12 protein-coding genes and 3 pseudogenes are annotated in these 15,627 nt (G+C 36.2%); all 15 read right to left on the reverse strand.

Features of this window, described 5'->3' with window-relative positions; genetic code table 11:
- Nucleotides 1-43: 43 nt before the first annotated feature.
- The 15 genes and pseudogenes from ltrA to ABWU72_RS05215 all read right to left on the reverse strand — a co-directional run bounded on the left by ltrA (nucleotide 44) and on the right by ABWU72_RS05215 (nucleotide 15,598).
- Nucleotides 44-1,348, reverse strand: a complete 1,305-nt coding sequence (ltrA, locus tag ABWU72_RS05145) for a group II intron reverse transcriptase/maturase (protein WP_017531706.1) — start codon at nucleotides 1,346-1,348, stop codon at nucleotides 44-46.
- A 575-nt stretch (nucleotides 1,349-1,923) separates the two neighbouring features.
- Nucleotides 1,924-2,430 (reverse strand): phage major tail tube protein, encoded by a 507-nt coding sequence (locus ABWU72_RS05150; protein ID WP_265017574.1) that lies wholly within the window; start codon nucleotides 2,428-2,430, stop codon nucleotides 1,924-1,926.
- 11 nt (nucleotides 2,431-2,441) lie between these two features.
- A complete protein-coding gene (locus ABWU72_RS05155; RefSeq protein WP_265017959.1) occupies nucleotides 2,442-3,608 on the reverse strand; it encodes a phage tail sheath subtilisin-like domain-containing protein in 1,167 nt (388 codons plus the stop codon).
- Nucleotides 3,601-4,161, reverse strand: coding sequence for a hypothetical protein (locus ABWU72_RS05160; RefSeq protein ID WP_265017958.1), 561 nt, complete (start codon nucleotides 4,159-4,161; stop codon nucleotides 3,601-3,603). The genes ABWU72_RS05155 and ABWU72_RS05160 overlap by 8 nt, the downstream gene beginning before the upstream one ends.
- 10 nt (nucleotides 4,162-4,171) lie before the next feature.
- The gene (locus ABWU72_RS05165) at nucleotides 4,172-5,593 is read right to left on the reverse strand and encodes a hypothetical protein (protein ID WP_265017957.1); all 1,422 of its coding nucleotides are present in this window, start codon (nucleotides 5,591-5,593) and stop codon (nucleotides 4,172-4,174) included.
- A complete protein-coding gene (locus ABWU72_RS05170; RefSeq protein WP_265017956.1) occupies nucleotides 5,590-5,784 on the reverse strand; it encodes a hypothetical protein in 195 nt (64 codons plus the stop codon). The genes ABWU72_RS05165 and ABWU72_RS05170 overlap by 4 nt, the downstream gene beginning before the upstream one ends.
- 4 nt (nucleotides 5,785-5,788) lie before the next feature.
- The gene (locus ABWU72_RS05175) at nucleotides 5,789-6,982 is read right to left on the reverse strand and encodes a hypothetical protein (RefSeq protein ID WP_265017955.1); all 1,194 of its coding nucleotides are present in this window, start codon (nucleotides 6,980-6,982) and stop codon (nucleotides 5,789-5,791) included.
- 20 nt (nucleotides 6,983-7,002) lie between these two features.
- Nucleotides 7,003-8,949: a DUF4815 domain-containing protein gene (locus ABWU72_RS05180; protein ID WP_265017954.1), complete on the reverse strand. Its 1,947-nt coding sequence runs from the start codon at nucleotides 8,947-8,949 to the stop codon at nucleotides 7,003-7,005.
- Nucleotides 8,950-8,955: 6 nt separating this feature from the next.
- A pseudogene (locus ABWU72_RS05185) lies at nucleotides 8,956-9,183 on the reverse strand (hypothetical protein); the annotation flags it as partial.
- 94 nt (nucleotides 9,184-9,277) lie between these two features.
- Nucleotides 9,278-9,961, reverse strand: a complete 684-nt coding sequence (locus tag ABWU72_RS05190; RefSeq protein WP_264706695.1) for a hypothetical protein — start codon at nucleotides 9,959-9,961, stop codon at nucleotides 9,278-9,280.
- 23 nt (nucleotides 9,962-9,984) lie between these two features.
- A pseudogene (locus ABWU72_RS05195) lies at nucleotides 9,985-11,011 on the reverse strand (IS110 family transposase).
- Nucleotides 11,012-11,229: 218 nt separating this feature from the next.
- Nucleotides 11,230-11,706, reverse strand: a pseudogene (locus tag ABWU72_RS05200) (hypothetical protein); the annotation flags it as partial.
- A 90-nt stretch (nucleotides 11,707-11,796) separates the two neighbouring features.
- Nucleotides 11,797-13,845, reverse strand: coding sequence for an AAA family ATPase (locus ABWU72_RS05205; RefSeq protein ID WP_265017951.1), 2,049 nt, complete (start codon nucleotides 13,843-13,845; stop codon nucleotides 11,797-11,799).
- A 17-nt stretch (nucleotides 13,846-13,862) separates the two neighbouring features.
- Nucleotides 13,863-15,101 carry an AAA family ATPase gene (locus tag ABWU72_RS05210; RefSeq protein WP_265039525.1) on the reverse strand — a complete coding sequence of 413 codons (1,239 nt, stop codon included), beginning with the start codon at nucleotides 15,099-15,101 and terminating at the stop codon, nucleotides 13,863-13,865.
- On the reverse strand, nucleotides 15,098-15,598 hold the full coding sequence (locus tag ABWU72_RS05215) for a hypothetical protein (protein WP_019236461.1): 501 nt from the start codon (nucleotides 15,596-15,598) through the stop codon (nucleotides 15,098-15,100). The genes ABWU72_RS05210 and ABWU72_RS05215 overlap by 4 nt, the downstream gene beginning before the upstream one ends.
- Nucleotides 15,599-15,627: the final 29 nt, after the last annotated feature.

A 15,627-nucleotide genomic window follows, 5' to 3' on the forward strand; every position in this document is an offset into this window, starting at 1 on the left:
CTTTCCCGCACACGGCTCCACAATGTAGTATTCACAGCATTTCCTATTTTGTATATAATGAGTAGCATATTCTTGGTTTTGGTAATGGATTAACTTGTAGATAGTGTATAAATTGCTTTGAATTCATACTCTTCTTCTGACTACGTCGGTTTATCCATTTATACGCTAGCTTGATTACCCGCCAGAAGAATTTATTCAACCACCGGTAATTTCCGCTAACTCCGAAGTAGTTATAGTGTCCTGTTAGTTTTGCTTTAAGTATTGACCACCAATCTTTAAGGTGAACTTTATTTCGGATCTTTTTCACCCATTCTTTGATTTCTTTAAGTTTTCTAGATAGATTTTCTTTCGAGGTTTTATGACCTACCATTACTCTACCTTTACGACTCCTTGTACCATAATGGGTGAATCCTAGAAAGTTGAAACTTTCCGTTTTTCGTTTCTCCCTTATTCCTTGTTGCCACTCCTTTTTGCCAAACTTTACTATTCTTGTTTTGTCTTCAGATATTTCCAGTCCAAATTTTCCTAGCCTTTGTTTCAGTGACTCTAAGAGTTCTCTAGCATCTTTTTCTCTTTCGCAGCAAATCAGGTGATCATCTGCATACCTAACTAGCTCCATATAACCTTTAGATCTTAGCTTGAATTTCTTTTCAAACCACAAATCCAGCACATAATGCAAGTATATATTAGCTAGTATAGGACTTACTATTCCCCCCTGAGGTGTGCCTAGTTCAGTTGCTTCATAATGTCCTGCTTCGACTACTCCTGCCTTAAGAAATCGTTTTACTAACCACAGTATGTTTGGGTCTGTTATCCGTTCTCTCAAGCATCTCATTAGCCATTTGTGCTGGACATTATCAAAGAATTTCTTGATATCAACTTCTACTACATAGTTAGTTGGTCTGTACATAACTGCTTTATTTAGTGCATTTACCGCTTGATGACAGCTTCTACCAGGACGAAAACCATATGAGTTATCCAGAAAGTTAGCTTCATAAATATTTTCTAATATCTTCTTCAGCATTATCTGGACTAACTTATCTTCTGTAGACGGTACTCCAAGCCCGCGTTTCTCTTTGCTTCCAGCTTTTGGTATATATACTCTTTTCACTGGTTGCGGTTGATATCGCTTTCTTTTCATACTATCCACCAGAGTGTTGAGCTTCTCTTCAAGATTTTCTCCATAAGCTTCTACTGTCACCTGGTCTATACCGCATGCTTTGTTATGCTTTAGCTCTTTATAACATTCAGCAAGATTCTCTGCGTTTATCAGATGAATTAACGATGTAAATTTCAATCGTTTATCTTGCCTGGCTCTTACTGCTATCTGATTTAGTTTTCTTTGCACGTTATTCCAACCTCCGTTGTATTGGCATAGCAATTCCTAAACCAGTCACTATATTGCTGACCGCTTCCCCTTGTATGTGGCTTTCCCACACTCTGAGTACTATCAATCAGTCCGACTTCCTTTATATCTTCCGTCAGTACTCGCCTTTGTTGACTTGTTCCAACGTACCTTAATAGGAATACAAAGGATCTCCCAAGTTTACGTAAACTCCATCTCAACACGTGATACGGCCTCAGATCCCGATAGAGTGAGTGATAACTTGCCCTATTGTTACCCTTCTTGCTGTCTTCCACTATATGCAACGTGTCGACCTCTATGACATCGAGAATTTCGGGACTCAATACCTTCACTTTCGTTGTACCCTGTGTTGTCCATTCCACTAGCTTTACTACGCTCGTTACCTTACGCAGCATAGTGGTTTGTTCCAGCCTGCTGGCTAGGCTTTGCCTGGGTTGGATTTTCACCAACTGGACTTTACGCACTTTGCTTGGCGCACGCATAAAATTCTCCTATAAAAAATAAAATCTTGTAAAATGTTTTTGATCAACATCTAAAAAATAGAATTCTAAAAATCTTCATATTCCAAGCACCGTTTGAAGTAGTGCCATTTGATCAACACCATTTATCTTTCTAATCATATTTTCAGCATCGATCTCTATCAGTTCATTACCACCTATCGTAAGTTTATAATAATGGGCAGCTACAGTACACTTCAGCGTTGCTTTTTCAGCAGGTTTCCAGTTACCAAAATCAAATTCTTTAAAAATGCCTCTTAAATTGATTATTACTGCTTCAATATCATTACTTCCACTACCTTGCATTCCACCTCTGAGTGTCAAAGAAACTGAATTTCCATTTATCAACCCAAATAGCCGAAAGAGTTCTGTATCGTATTCAGAAAAAGTAAAGTCTGCTTCTAACTTTTCCATACCCATGTCAATATTTATTGGAATATCCATACCACCAGCTCTATATTCATCTGTTTTAATGGTGAGCTTCGGCAAGGTTATTTCATCAATTTTTCCTGCATAACCACGACCATCAACGAATACATTAAAATTTCTCAGTATTTTGGGTAACACTTTGCTTTCTCCTAACTTATATTTACAAGATGAGACCTGAATATTATTTGCTCAGCAGGATATGGCGGTGTAAACTCAAAGTCAAAATACACTTTTCCATTTGCAATATTTGCTGGTGTGTTTAATTCTGGAGTTGCATAACATTTTCCGCTGATAATTGCTCCTTGCGCTTTTAAATTGGCCAAATAAGAATTCACCCCCTCAATCACATCATCTATATAAGTTTTGGTAATATTGCGATCAACTGCCCATAGATGAGCTCGCAGCAGACTATCGTTGATTAAATCTGCAGTCCTTCTCACTGACAAAAAAGCCCATTTTGAGTCATTTGAACATGTCCTATTTCCCCAAAGTCTGTAGCCGTTTTGATGAATTATCGTTGTTACTTCATTTTCATTTAAATGGTTTGCTCTACAATTTGCATAACCTAAGCTAAAATCAATAGGCCTGCTTGTTCCAACAATACCATTTATCTCTTTATTTGAAGGCGAATGCCAAAATCCTTGCTCGCTGTCTATCTTAGCTATTAACCCAGCTACAAATGGACTCGATGGCAAGATTTCTTCTTTTCCTTCAATAAATACCTTAACCCAAGGATCAACTACGTAAACTCTTGAGCTGCCTACACTTTTTCTCCATTTAATTGCTTCTTCATCATTAGTATTTGGTCCATCTGCTACTATTATAGCTCTTAATTTTTCTGCTATAGAAATTAATGCTGCAACCACTGCATCTTCTGGTAATTGATGAGTAAACTGAGGTGCAATTAATATTCTTGGAGCAACATGAACTATACTTTCACTGCTGAGAAATGCCTCTATCCCTTGATATTCTCCAGTCTCTTTATCAACTCCACCGATTATACTTTGAATAGTTTCACTTTCTTTGAGCTTTGGATCGCTGTTTTCACTTTCTTTAACTCGAATAACTACTACTGTTGCACCAATCTGGGAAAATATTCCATTTATTGCAGAAGGTAAACTGCCACTCTTTCCGAGCTTTGCTGTTTCCTTTAAGCTTCCTGCAACTAACACTGGTTTATTTAGCGGAAATTTTTGCTCATCTGCTTCAGGTGCAGTACCAATTACACCTATCACTGATGATTTAGCTGTACGTACTGTCTTTGCTCCTGAGGTTACCTCAATAACATTTACGCCATGTAAAAATTCTTCAGCCATTTCTTTGTATTTTTTTCCTGAAATCATCGAGCAAAGTCTGTAGCTCTACTTCACTTTTAGCTTCTGCAATTTTCTTCTTGGTAATGTCTTCCAACTCTTCACATTTAATTATTTCTTTTACTGCTTTTTTTGCTTTTTCTTCAATTATTCTTGCCATTTCAATAACTGTAATACCACGGACTTTTGCTAATGGTTCTATAATTTCTGTATCCTTTTTACTTATAGACTCTGGTGCTGCTAGAATGCTTTTTGCTGCTTTTTCTTGTATTTGATACGATTTAGCTTTTTGGTGAGAATTTCCAGCGTATTCGTTAGTATAGTTATTAAAATAAAAACGCACACTATCAAGTGCAGAAAGTTTCGCATTTTCCAATAATTCCAGCTCAATATCTTCCTTATTCCTTTCAACAATTTTCTCTCCTTCTGTTAAACAATAACTTTTTTGCCAGTCAAAATTCTTTGGTGCTTCATACCAATCATTTCCAGTTGGCTTGTTTTCAAGTGTTGTTGTTTCAATCTGCTTGTGGTTTTCAAAACGTATATAAATAGTCACAAATTCCTCCTTATTGCCATATTTGATCAGTTTGTTCTAATCCTGGACATTGCCAAGCTTTTAGCGTTCTCTCTACATCTATTTCAAGCCCCGTGGTTAGAAAATTGCTACGTATGTTATAAATCCCCCACTGAATAAATTGACCATAGTTGTGTACATAATTTGATGCAAGCATACCTTGACTAACTTGTGTTCTGGAATACAGATAAGATGATGTGTAAAGTAATATTGCAACTGTTTTTCCTGCTGGAATCTCCACATTACCAGATCCGGCTAACTTGCTATCAGAACTCGTGTATTGGTAAACATTTTTCCATACTATTTTTGAAATACTTGATTTATTAGAATTAGTATTATCAGGAGTTCCCACAAATAATCCTGCTCCCCCATACTCCGTACTCGAATACGATGATCCAACAAATTCCATTGTCTTATTTATGTTCACATTGGTTGTATTTTTTACAAATACTACTCCAAGTGCAGCATACGGGTAATAGTATATCTCATCATAACTACCCGAAAAACTTTTTGTGCATGACTCTCCGTAAATAAATGTTCCTTTACTTCCCTCTATAAAACTTAGTTGTCTTGGCCGATAAAAACTAACGTAATCTGTATCGTATGTATGGCTACCTGCTAGTAATTGCAACATATAGTCGGTTTTTGTTATATCACTACTCCACTTTCCAAGCTCTGTCGTAAAAGTTCCGTGGCCAAAATAATTATTTTTTCTGCCAAGTACACCAAATAAGAAAGGTAATGACCCTGGTTCAACCATGTTGCGCTTTCTTATTTCATTTATAAGAGACGCTTTTAACTGTTCATCCCGAGTTTTTACCTCATTAAGGATGTTTTCAATTCGAGTTTCTATTTCCCTAATAATTGATGAGCCACTTGGCACATCATTAACAGTACGGAAGTTATTCACTAAACCTTTAAGACCATCTTTATGACTGTTACTAATGCTATTTATTGCTGCAATATTGGCATTCTTTCTCGTATCAAGTAGCGATAAATTTGTTGTTCCTTTTTCATCAATTCTCTTTAATAACTGCTTCTCTGATTCAGAGATCACTGCTAAAGAACTAGCTTTTTTATTATCCAGATCAGTTAAGTGTTTTTTTGCACTATCAAGAAGTTCTTTTAGCTTACCATCTGTCATCTGTACAATTTCAGAAACTGCACTTTTGTCGATTATTGATTCCAATGCTTTAGCAAGATATGCTAATTGATCTGGTGTACTGTTTTCTGCTAAATCCTTAAGCCTCTTTTGTAGTGCATCAATTATCTCTTTTACCTCAGTCATCTGCACAATGTCAGCAATAGCTTTTTTATCTGCTATCAATTCCAGCGATTTTGCAAGATATGCCAGTTGATCAGGTGTGCTATTTGCTGCTAAATCCTTTATCCTTTGGTATATTGCTTCTTTCATTTCCAAAAATTTAAAAAAGTCTCAAAATTAAACCGCTCAAAATTACTCTTAAGTTGATTATGCTCATCTTCTCTTTCGGTAATATCTTCATCTATTTTCTTAATTGTGGTACGGATACGAACAACATCCTGCACAGCAATATTTTCTGGATGTGGTAGTGTATATCCTCGTTTGCTTTGGTCATTTGGCATTGATTCAAGTAATAATCACTCGCAAATTTTTGACTTTAGGACGATAGACAACTGTTCCACTTAAAACCAATTTTATCCTTGTCTCATTGCCATTAAAGTTTGTCAGTATGTGGACTCTCTCTACCCAATTTTCTCCAATTGGTTTTCCTGATGTTAAATTTACTAATTGCCAATCCACATTTTTTTGCACATATGCTTTTACATCTGCAGTGCCAGGTATTAGCGCATCATATGTTATGGTGATCTTAGTGTTAGCTCCTGCTGTAATGCTTCTAGTTACATAATCTGCACTCTTAGAAAGATTACCCATAACTAGCTGTAACCCAGGATATAGCACTGGACTTTTCTCTCGCCCTCCTTTTAGGCTTGCTTTTACCGTTAATTCCCCATTTATTCTTTCACGCAGTGCAAGCGGCAAATTATCAGACAAAAAGTTTTCTCTTCCCTCTTCATCTGTTAAGATAAATTCTACATTGGTATCAAATGCTACTTTTTCGACGTTTGTCAAAACAATTAAATCTGAAGTATTGGTTGCTGTAACTTTGCCAAGATCAATAACATGAGAATTTTCGCTAAATTTTGCAGCTAGTAGTCGAAACGTTAAATCTAAATTTTGATGTGGAGTCCAGGTACTTGCATTGCTAGATGAAAGTAATACTCCTACTTGATATGGCTGACTTGTTACCCAACGGCTATTTACTGCATCATATTTGCCAAGTTCTGCTATTTTGACTGCAGTACCCTGATCATCAGTAAGCAGTACTATTGCATACTCCTCTCCTGCATGGCAAAACACTGGTGGCCATTCTATACGTGTTGCTGTGCCATCTACTTTTATATCTTTCGGCTCAATATAACTTTCAGCAATGACAGTCTGCGAGGGCATTCCCACTGCTGTTTCTCTAATCTGCACAACAACACGTTTTTTGCTGCTATTTACGAACCATAGCTCCACGCCTCCTATGTGTCTGCTCTCATTTAGCGTAAATGTTTGGGCTAAAGGATCAACTCGTCTTGCTGCGATCACTCTTCTTCTTTCCTCTATGGTAATTGTTTTTTTACCAGTATACGTTGCTTCTCCATAACTTCCTTTATCACCGAAGAACTGCACTAACTTAGTCCCAGCAGGAATGTTTCTTGGTACAGTAAATCTTCCTTTTATTTTTCCTCTGTTATCAGCAATAAATGTTGCGATCATGTTTTTCTTTCAAATATTTTCTATGCTTGAGGTTGAATGCTTATGCCATCAAATTTTACTTCCTTAAGCTTTTCACCAGTTGCAAAACCTTCAATCTCAAAATTTTGAGTTGCTTCTCGCATAAATTCAGTTTCGTATGAGGTACTTGACAGCAGCTCTGTTGTTTCTTTAACATTAAACACTCTGGTTACTGGACTTTTCCAATTCGTGGTAACCTCCGTCCAGTGATCTATATTTTTATTTAGAGTAATTTGTGCCGGGACTGGATCAAAAGCTTGATATGGATTGATCTTTTCTCCTTTAGTCTGTAAAAGCTGCTCCAGTACCGGTTCAAGTTCATATGGCAACAAATAAGTTTTTTCTCCTCCATCAATATCAGCAATCGTTACATCTATTGGTAAAATTAGTTCCTTATTTACTATTGCTGCAGACTGCAAAATTCCTTGATCGCGCATATCATCATCAAAGAATGAATCAACAAATACTCCTTTTTTGGTGGTAGGTTCTCTTGAATTTGCATCATTGCGTAGACGTTCCTCTGCAACCAGCGCATAAAGATCATTTATTCCTTTTTTCATTGCTTCAAGCTCATTCATCGGTACAGCATGAATAGCATTATTCACTATTTTTACCCCTTCGCCTTTTTTCCACGTCTGATGAATGTAGCAGAGCAAAAGTTGTCCACTAGGCGCTCTAGGCATTGATGGTCGCCAAGGGTGAGAAATTCCTTTTATTCTTCTTACCACTCCTTTGCTATCGATAGTAATTAAATCATAGCGGGGCATTTTCCAGGTGTAATCAATCAGAACCAAGCTGTTATCAACTGCTCCTTTTACTTTGCATCCCTGTTCACTTATATCTTCAGGGCTTACATGAGTACGACAGCGGTAGGTTATTTGATAACTACTTCCAGGAGCTGGTTCTTTACCTGGTAATGACCAATCAACGTTTCCTGCGTTTAATTTGTAATCTATACTATTTTCATAAATAACATTGCCTCGTTTAACTTGAATAATCTCAAGTACTGCAGAGTCAGGTATCGGATCAATAGCTCCAGAGTATGAACCATGAGTAACAGTAATGGTTTTCTGAACAGTTATATCTACTTTTTTAATTTCACTTATTGGAAAATCATTAACCTTCAGTTCCATTACTCTTTGGCTATTTGGCTGAAAAGTATGTGGTTCTGATTCAACTGATTTTATATCCGGATCTTCATCAAAAGAAACACGAATACTGTGAGGAAGTTCAATCTCATAGCCATCAACATGAGCTTTGCCCTCATTAATCACAAATATTTCTTTTTTACCTTTTTTTACCCCTTCTTCTCCCTTTTCTTCTTTGTGGAGGAACATCACTTCAAGGCCATTTACAACGTAGGAACCATTTGCCTCTTTGTCATAACGAGCAAGAGCAGTAGTTACTATGTTTGCTTGTGGTGGCGGTGAATACTGAACAAGAACTCCGTTTTCAATGTTATAGATTGGATAAAACTCTCCTTCAGAAAAACGTGGAGAAAGACCTTCTGCTTGATAACCCCAAATGGTGGAAACTTTAAGCCTTGCAGCTCCTACTTCCTGATAGTTTCTTGTACCAATAGCAGGATCACGAAGATTTTCGTCCTCAAGTTCTGTAATGGTAGATTCTACGTAATAAACACCTATACGCACTGTGGTACTCAGTGGAATAACAAATTCTTCTTTTTCAACTTTTCTAACTGCACCGCGCAGATAGATTTTTCCTCCCTCAAGTGTAGCTTTACCAGTTTTTGCATCTATAATACAATTGCTTCCTGTTATAACATCACCATCGCGGAATATCGCATCTCCTATGCCTTTGAGCCTCAAAAGGGCATAATCTTGAATCTCATTTAATTCTGCAGACTGTAGACCTCTTCCTGCAAGGAACAAACTTTTTTCGTACTCTTTGTCAGGATTAAAGCGGTTATAATAGGCGTTTAAAGTCATTTTATTCTAAAAGGTTACAACAAATGAAAAAGTTTCCCGAGTTGCAGATGTTCTGATAAGTGGTACAGTGTGTTCTAAAACTAATAAGATCCCTGGGTCTTCTATATCTTGTGGTTCAAAATACCTCTGTCCTATAGGTAATTCTTCTTTTACTTTAGTACCAACCATAACCCCTAATTCCCGTATAACTTGATTTGCTGCGTTTGTGAAATCGAAAGTAAATTTGAGATAGAGATACCGTCTTGCATGTCAATAAAAATGAGCTTAGATTTTGTTGATTCTTCTGATCTAAGTGTTTTTCTTTCAAAAAATAGACTATTGCCATATGTCAAAATGTTACAACAAAGGAAAAAGTTTCTCTTGTAGCTGCGGTTCTGATAAGTGGCACAGTGTGCTCTAAAACCAATAAAATCCCAGGATTTTCAATATCTTTAGGTTCAAAATATCTTTGCCCTGGTGGTAAAGCTTCTTTTACTTTGGTGCCAACCATAACTCCTAGCTCTTTGATTACTTGATTTGCTGCATCCGTGAAATCGAAGGTAAATTTAAGATATAAATTATTGGTTGGCATATTTGAAGATTTAAACCTTCCCGAAGGAGTTATAAGTTCTCCATTTTCATCACCTGTGCAAAAAAGGACTTCATCAACAATGCGTCTTCCAAGTTCATTAAGCAGCTTTGTAGAAGTAATAGGCTCTGCTGGTGTATTTTGAGTATACTCTACGGTAACTGTGCTACCTGCTGCAATAGAGCTATTTTCAAGACATTTAACAATACCAGTGTTACTATCAACTGTGTAGTCCTTGCTTGGTTTATAGACTGCCAACTCTTTAGAGATCTTTACCTCTTTAATAGGGTTATGATCAAGCGTTAATTCACCATTTGCGAAGATTTTTTCTACCTTGTGGCTACTTTCCCAGTTTGAATCACCTGTTCCCCAAGCAAGATATATAGATTGCTCTTTGATGCTTAGTGCAATAGCAGCTCTGCCTGATTGTGTGAGTATTGACATACAAATTTTACATTTAATCTCTATCAAACAAGGAAGCTTTTCATAGATAACCTTGTTTTGCGGTTTTTTATATGATCAGGATCAAAAGCCTTTTTTGAGCTTAAAACACCAAAAACCATATGGAGTAACTTACGCATTGCAGCTCCCACAACGGCCATATTATGCTTGCCTTTCTCTTTTAGCCTCTCACAAAAAGTCATAATGATAGGGTTGTGATTTTTAGCTACTATAGCAGGAAAATATATTGCCTTACGTAATGTTTGTGAACCGGCTTTGCTTAATCTGGGCTTGGCATATACAGAGGAACCTGACGTTATATTTTGTGGTATAGTTCCTGCATATGCTGCTAATTGCCTGGCATTTATAAAAGCTTTTATATCAGGAATTTCAGCTAAAATAGCTATTGCTGTTTCCTCTCCTATTCCTGGAATAGTTAATAGGAGTTGAAAATCTTCCAGCAATTCTTTGTGTTGTCTTAATAGTTCACGTATGGAGTTTTTTATTGTTTCTATTGATTGTTCTATGTTCATTGCAAGGTTTTCCCAAGCATTTACAACTTCTTCATGCAGTCTCTCTCTCTTTCTTTTCTAAATGATTATTTACGAATGTTAACTCATCTTTTAATGCATCTGAACAACGATAAAGATGCTTTAATTTTTTCTTCTCAGGAGAAGGTGGCGTCCAACGAGAAGGTTCCTGTCTTTGGCAATAATCTACTATAATTTCTGCGTCAGTCTGATCATTCTTTTGCCGTACAAGCTTACTCCTTGCATAAGATTTTATGCAATAAGGATTTACAATGCTAACAAAATATCCAGCATTGTGCAGAAATTCAGCCAAAGCTTCGCTATAACAACCAGTGGATTCCATGCAAGCTTTTACTTCTTCTACGTTATGTTTTTGTAGCAAGTTCAGCAGGCCTTGAAACCCAGTATTATCGTTTTTAAATTTCCTTTTTCTAGTTTCACGTTTTCCTTTTTTACTTATGAATGAGAGAGAAACATCAAAGTGTTCTTTTGAAACATCTATTCCTAAAAAGTTGTTGATCATATATCACTCCATATGTTACCATTAAAATGAAAAGTAAGGCTAACCTTGTGAATACAGAATTAGAACCATTTAGGTCTTTCTAAGATACCGTCCAGCCTTAACTTTTGAGAAGGGATTCTTAACTCTATCACAGATTTTATATCTAAGATTATTAACAAAATTTTCCCTTCTCCATCCAATGCTTAAGCTTAAAACACTAGATGCTTTTTTCAAGATACAAGATTATTAGTTGGTACATTTGAGGGCCTAAACCTTCCAGATGGAGTTATAAGTTCACCGTTTTCATCACCTGTGCAGAATAGCACTTCGTCTGCAGTACGTCTGCCAAGTTCATTGAGCAGCTTTTCAGAAGTTATCAGCTCTGGTGGTGTGCTTTCACTATACTCTACAGTAACTTTATCACTTACTGGAATAGAGCTATTTTCCGTAAGTTTTATTACACCAGTACTGCCATTAACTGTATAGTCAATACTTGGCTGATAAGTTGTTTGCCCTGTAAAAACCTTCACATCTTTAATAGGTTGACGATCAAAAATAGGTTGATGATCAAATTTTATTTCACCCTTAACGAAAGTTTTTTCTACTTTGTGGCTACTTCCAGAGCTTGAATCACCACTTCCCCAAGCAAGATGGATAGATTGCTTTTTGATGCTGGCTGCTATTGCTGCTCTTCCTGACTGTGTGAGTATTGACATTTTTAATTAAGCCCCCTATATTATATATGTACGGTGAGTTCAAAATTCGTCCGCAAAAATCAAAATATTTTTTTATATCAGAAAAATTTTTTAGGAGAATAGCTCAGCTCCACAGCTAAACTTTCCAACGCCGCGAGCAAATGGTCCGCTAGGAATGTCAAGCCATTTATCTTCTTTTGAACCAGTAGCCATTCCCTTAACCAGCTTCCGTGTTTGTAACAGCTCTTGAACTATACGCTCCATTCTATCTCTTCCTATACTGTGAAACTCCTCAGGTAGTCTATGCCGCTGTTTATACACTCCTGTACTTCCTGTATGGGTAAATGGATGTCCAGAAATTGCTGCTCGTGTAATTGCAGTTATAAGATGCTGCTTTGAATCTTTTTCGTTCATATTTTTTATTCTTAATCTTTCAGTTATGTCCTCTAACAATCCTGTTTCTTCATTTCTTAAATAAGTGCGTAAAGTGCGATCAGCCAAACCGTTTGCTTTAACAATTGCTCCATAAAATAATGCGTTCTGTCTTACAGATTCTCCTATTGATTTAAAAATTGTCGGTTTAGCTGCATCTTCTACAGACCAAAAAGCGTATGAACACCTAACACCATTAACAAGAGCAGATGTACCTCTAATGGCATCACGTGCTTGCTCAACAGTCGATATAGGTTTTTCACTTTTTGGCTTTCTCATATGATGGGCAGTAATTATTGATGCTCCAGTGCTACCTGCTAAATCAGATAATAAAGACATCAAATAATCGCCTACGGCTGGGTCAGTATTTAAATCAGCATGCACAAATGATGCAAGTGGATCAAATACGATTAATTTTAAGTCTTTTATTTTATTAAGTTGTTTTGTTATAGATTCAAATTCAGGAGAAGTCTCTATAACTTTACCTGAAACACTCTTTATGATTGTAAGTGATCCACTAACATTTGGTAATGGTACAATAAAGAGCCTATCTTTATATTTTAATCTTTCGCATTGCGAATCAAGACGCTCTAAACGACGATGTATTTCACTCATATCATCTTCTGCTGAGAAAATTACCACAGATCCATGTTCAGTAACTAAAGGACCAAAACCACATGGCTGATCTTTTCTACTCGCAACTTTCAGTGCTAAATCAAGCAGAAGCATACCTTTACCAGTATCTCCCATTGCAGCTAGAATAGATGTCACTCCTAAAGGAAATAACCCTTCAACAAGAAACTTTTGCTCTGGTACTGGACCTATAAAACGTTCCACACTCCATTCTTGAATATTAAGAAATTGCTTAACGATGATTTTTTTCGAGTTATTTTCAATGAATTCAGGAATATTCATCTTTTCTTCTATACCATCAGCTGAATCCCATCCTTTTGGTTTATTCTCCGGTATTTCAAGAAGAGTAAGTGATAAAACACCAAGAAAAGTAAGCTTTTTCACAACTTTCTCAGCATATTGTTTACCTGGCTCATCATTGTCTGGCCAAATAATAACATGCTTACCCTTAAGTGGTGACCAGTCTGTTTTTTCTATTGGTGCATTTGCTCCTAACATTGCAGTTGTGGCAGTTATACCTTGCTCTATCAGAGCATCTGCACACTTTTCACCTTCAACTAAAATCACCTTATCAGATTTCATGATACCTGGAATATTATATAAAGGCCTGGTCTCTGGTAGAGTAAAACTAGACCTTTTTACATCAAAAGGAAGATATCTTTTTCCTGAATCAGTGTTATAACGATAAACTGTAACAATCACTTGATCACTTTCATCGTAATAGTTCCATGATGCCGTTGGTTGCCCCAGAGTGTTATTTTTTTCCGAATAACCAATCCACTTAGCAATATCTTCTATCGTATCAGTAAATTGATTTTTTCCAGTAACAGCAGCCCAAAGATCAAAAATATCTCCTCCTTCTCCGGTAGAAAAATCATGCCATAATCCGGCTTTACTGCCAGTTAACTCCACTATCATACTTTTTCCTTGATTGCCTTTTAGATCACCTACATAGAACTTATCACCACGAAAAGTTCCTCTTGGCAGTAAATAAGAAAGACATGACCTTATATTTGATAGGAGTTGAGTTTTTAACTGTTCTTTCTCCCCTAATAATTTATAACGTCCATTTCTTTGTGAACAATAAATATCCATACCTACCTGAAGAATTTTTATGTTCTAGCTATAACGTTAGCAGATTTCCAACATCCATTAATCTTATTGATGAATTTTGTTGGTATAGATCTACCGTTTCTAAGTTCATATACTACTTGCAAGATATTTGTACGTTTATTGGGTTGAAATATTACTATTCCAGATGTATAAAAACTTCTTAGAGCGTTAGCACCAACGAGAGCTTGAAATGGATTCTTTTCCAATATAGAGACAGGTACTTTTTTGGTGTGATTTGTGATGATTATTCCAGCCATAGGATTAATCTTGGAACGTAGTTTTTCTATTGCATGCTGCAGACCATGGTTAACGGAATTATAAGGAGAATCAATCACAACTAAATCAAACTTTTCCTCTACCATATTTTTTATTTTTTCTATACCTTCTTCATTTAAGGTCAAATTCATCTTGTTCGTCACAATTAAGTTTTCTGTTGCTAAATGAGGAAGTTTGTTGAGTTGTTGTATACGTTCTCTAATGTAATCATATTCCATTTCGTTTTGTAGATAGAATATTTTTAGCGGTCTTGTAGGCTTCATGCCAAGAAATGATCTTCCTGCTGCCAGATGTACTAATAGAGAAAGAAGAAAATGACTTTTGCCAATCTTTGGAGTACCACCTATGACCAAAAGACCACCTGGTGTCAAAATTCTTGGGCCTATTATATCTTGTGGCATTGGTGATTTGTCATTTAAGTAATGGTTTACAGAAAATGCTTTTCCTTCGTTTTGTTTTTCTTGTAATATGGAACTTCTTTCATCTTTACTGTTCAACCATGTTTCAGCAGAATCTATATTACCTTTAACTAAAGTCCAAAGGTCTATTATATTTCCTTTCTTTTCTTCGATCAGGTTGTACCAATTTCCTGCATTTTCTCCTTCCATTTCAACTATTATCTTATTTCCATTTCTACTGCCAATATAGAATTTATTTTGGTAAGATTTGCCTTCAGGTAACAAATAAGATAAACAATCTTTGATATTATTAATTAATAATGATTTTATTTTTAAAGCATTTTTAGATGAAAAATCCATAAAATTCTCCTTGTTTATTCCAAATTTGTTCAACATATTTTTTAGACGTTTAAAGTCAAGATTAGCCAGCTCACAAACAGTTTCAAAAGATCGTGAGCGAATCCATTGACAAGCCTCTTTTTTAAGTTTAGGGTTTTTTCCTGCTGCATCCTGAATAGCTCTAGTAATAACAGCAGCCCACAACTTTCCTTCGTCATACTTCAAAATGGCAACCAATCATCTTGAAAACTTTTTTGTAATTCTGGAGTAATAACTGTAGTAATCCTATTCCTATCTCCGTACGTATTATTAGTTTCAACGCCTACTTTTGCTGTAAACTCTAAATCGTTGAAATCAGCTATAGAGTTTATTCTTCTAGCAGTAACTGCTTTCTCTGAAGTGTCATTTGCATGAATATTTCTGGATGATTCCAAAATACTACGCAGCATAGAACGTCCAGATTCTCCCCAGATGTCTTCTTCACCTTCTGCTTTGCCATTTTTGATACCTATAATCTGAAAAATCTTGCGTTTTGCATATGGGCCTTCAGTGACGGTAAATTCTACATTTAAATAGATACTGCCAGTAGTGTAGTTTTTAGTGAACCAATTTTCATAACCTCCAGGCTTTATTGCCATTTTTACCTTGACTATTGTACCTTTTGGTATTAAACTGCTTTGCAGTTTCGCGTTATTAAAATCAGTTAAAAAATCTTGTAGCATACGCTCTCCTATAAGTTGACTTTAAAGTG

It is taken from the genome of Wolbachia endosymbiont (group A) of Lypha dubia, assembly GCF_964028575.1.
Classification (GTDB): domain Bacteria; phylum Pseudomonadota; class Alphaproteobacteria; order Rickettsiales; family Anaplasmataceae; genus Wolbachia; species Wolbachia pipientis.

Bases quoted from the DNA above. Each gene is read 5' to 3' on its own strand.
- ABWU72_RS05155 (WP_265017959.1), bottom strand. From the start codon at position 3,608: ATGGCTGAAGAATTTTTACATGGCGTAAATGTTATTGAGGTAACCTCA.
- ABWU72_RS05165 (WP_265017957.1), bottom strand. From the start codon at position 5,593: ATGAAAGAAGCAATATACCAAAGGATAAAGGATTTAGCAGCAAATAGC.
- ABWU72_RS05170 (WP_265017956.1), bottom strand. From the start codon at position 5,784: ATGCCAAATGACCAAAGCAAACGAGGATATACACTACCACATCCAGAA.
- ABWU72_RS05175 (WP_265017955.1), bottom strand. From the start codon at position 6,982: ATGATCGCAACATTTATTGCTGATAACAGAGGAAAAATAAAAGGAAGA.
- ABWU72_RS05180 (WP_265017954.1), bottom strand. From the start codon at position 8,949: ATGACTTTAAACGCCTATTATAACCGCTTTAATCCTGACAAAGAGTAC.
- ABWU72_RS05190 (WP_264706695.1), bottom strand. From the start codon at position 9,961: ATGTCAATACTCACACAATCAGGCAGAGCTGCTATTGCACTAAGCATC.
- ABWU72_RS05205 (WP_265017951.1), bottom strand. From the start codon at position 13,845: ATGGATATTTATTGTTCACAAAGAAATGGACGTTATAAATTATTAGGG.
- ABWU72_RS05215 (WP_019236461.1), bottom strand. From the start codon at position 15,598: ATGCTACAAGATTTTTTAACTGATTTTAATAACGCGAAACTGCAAAGC.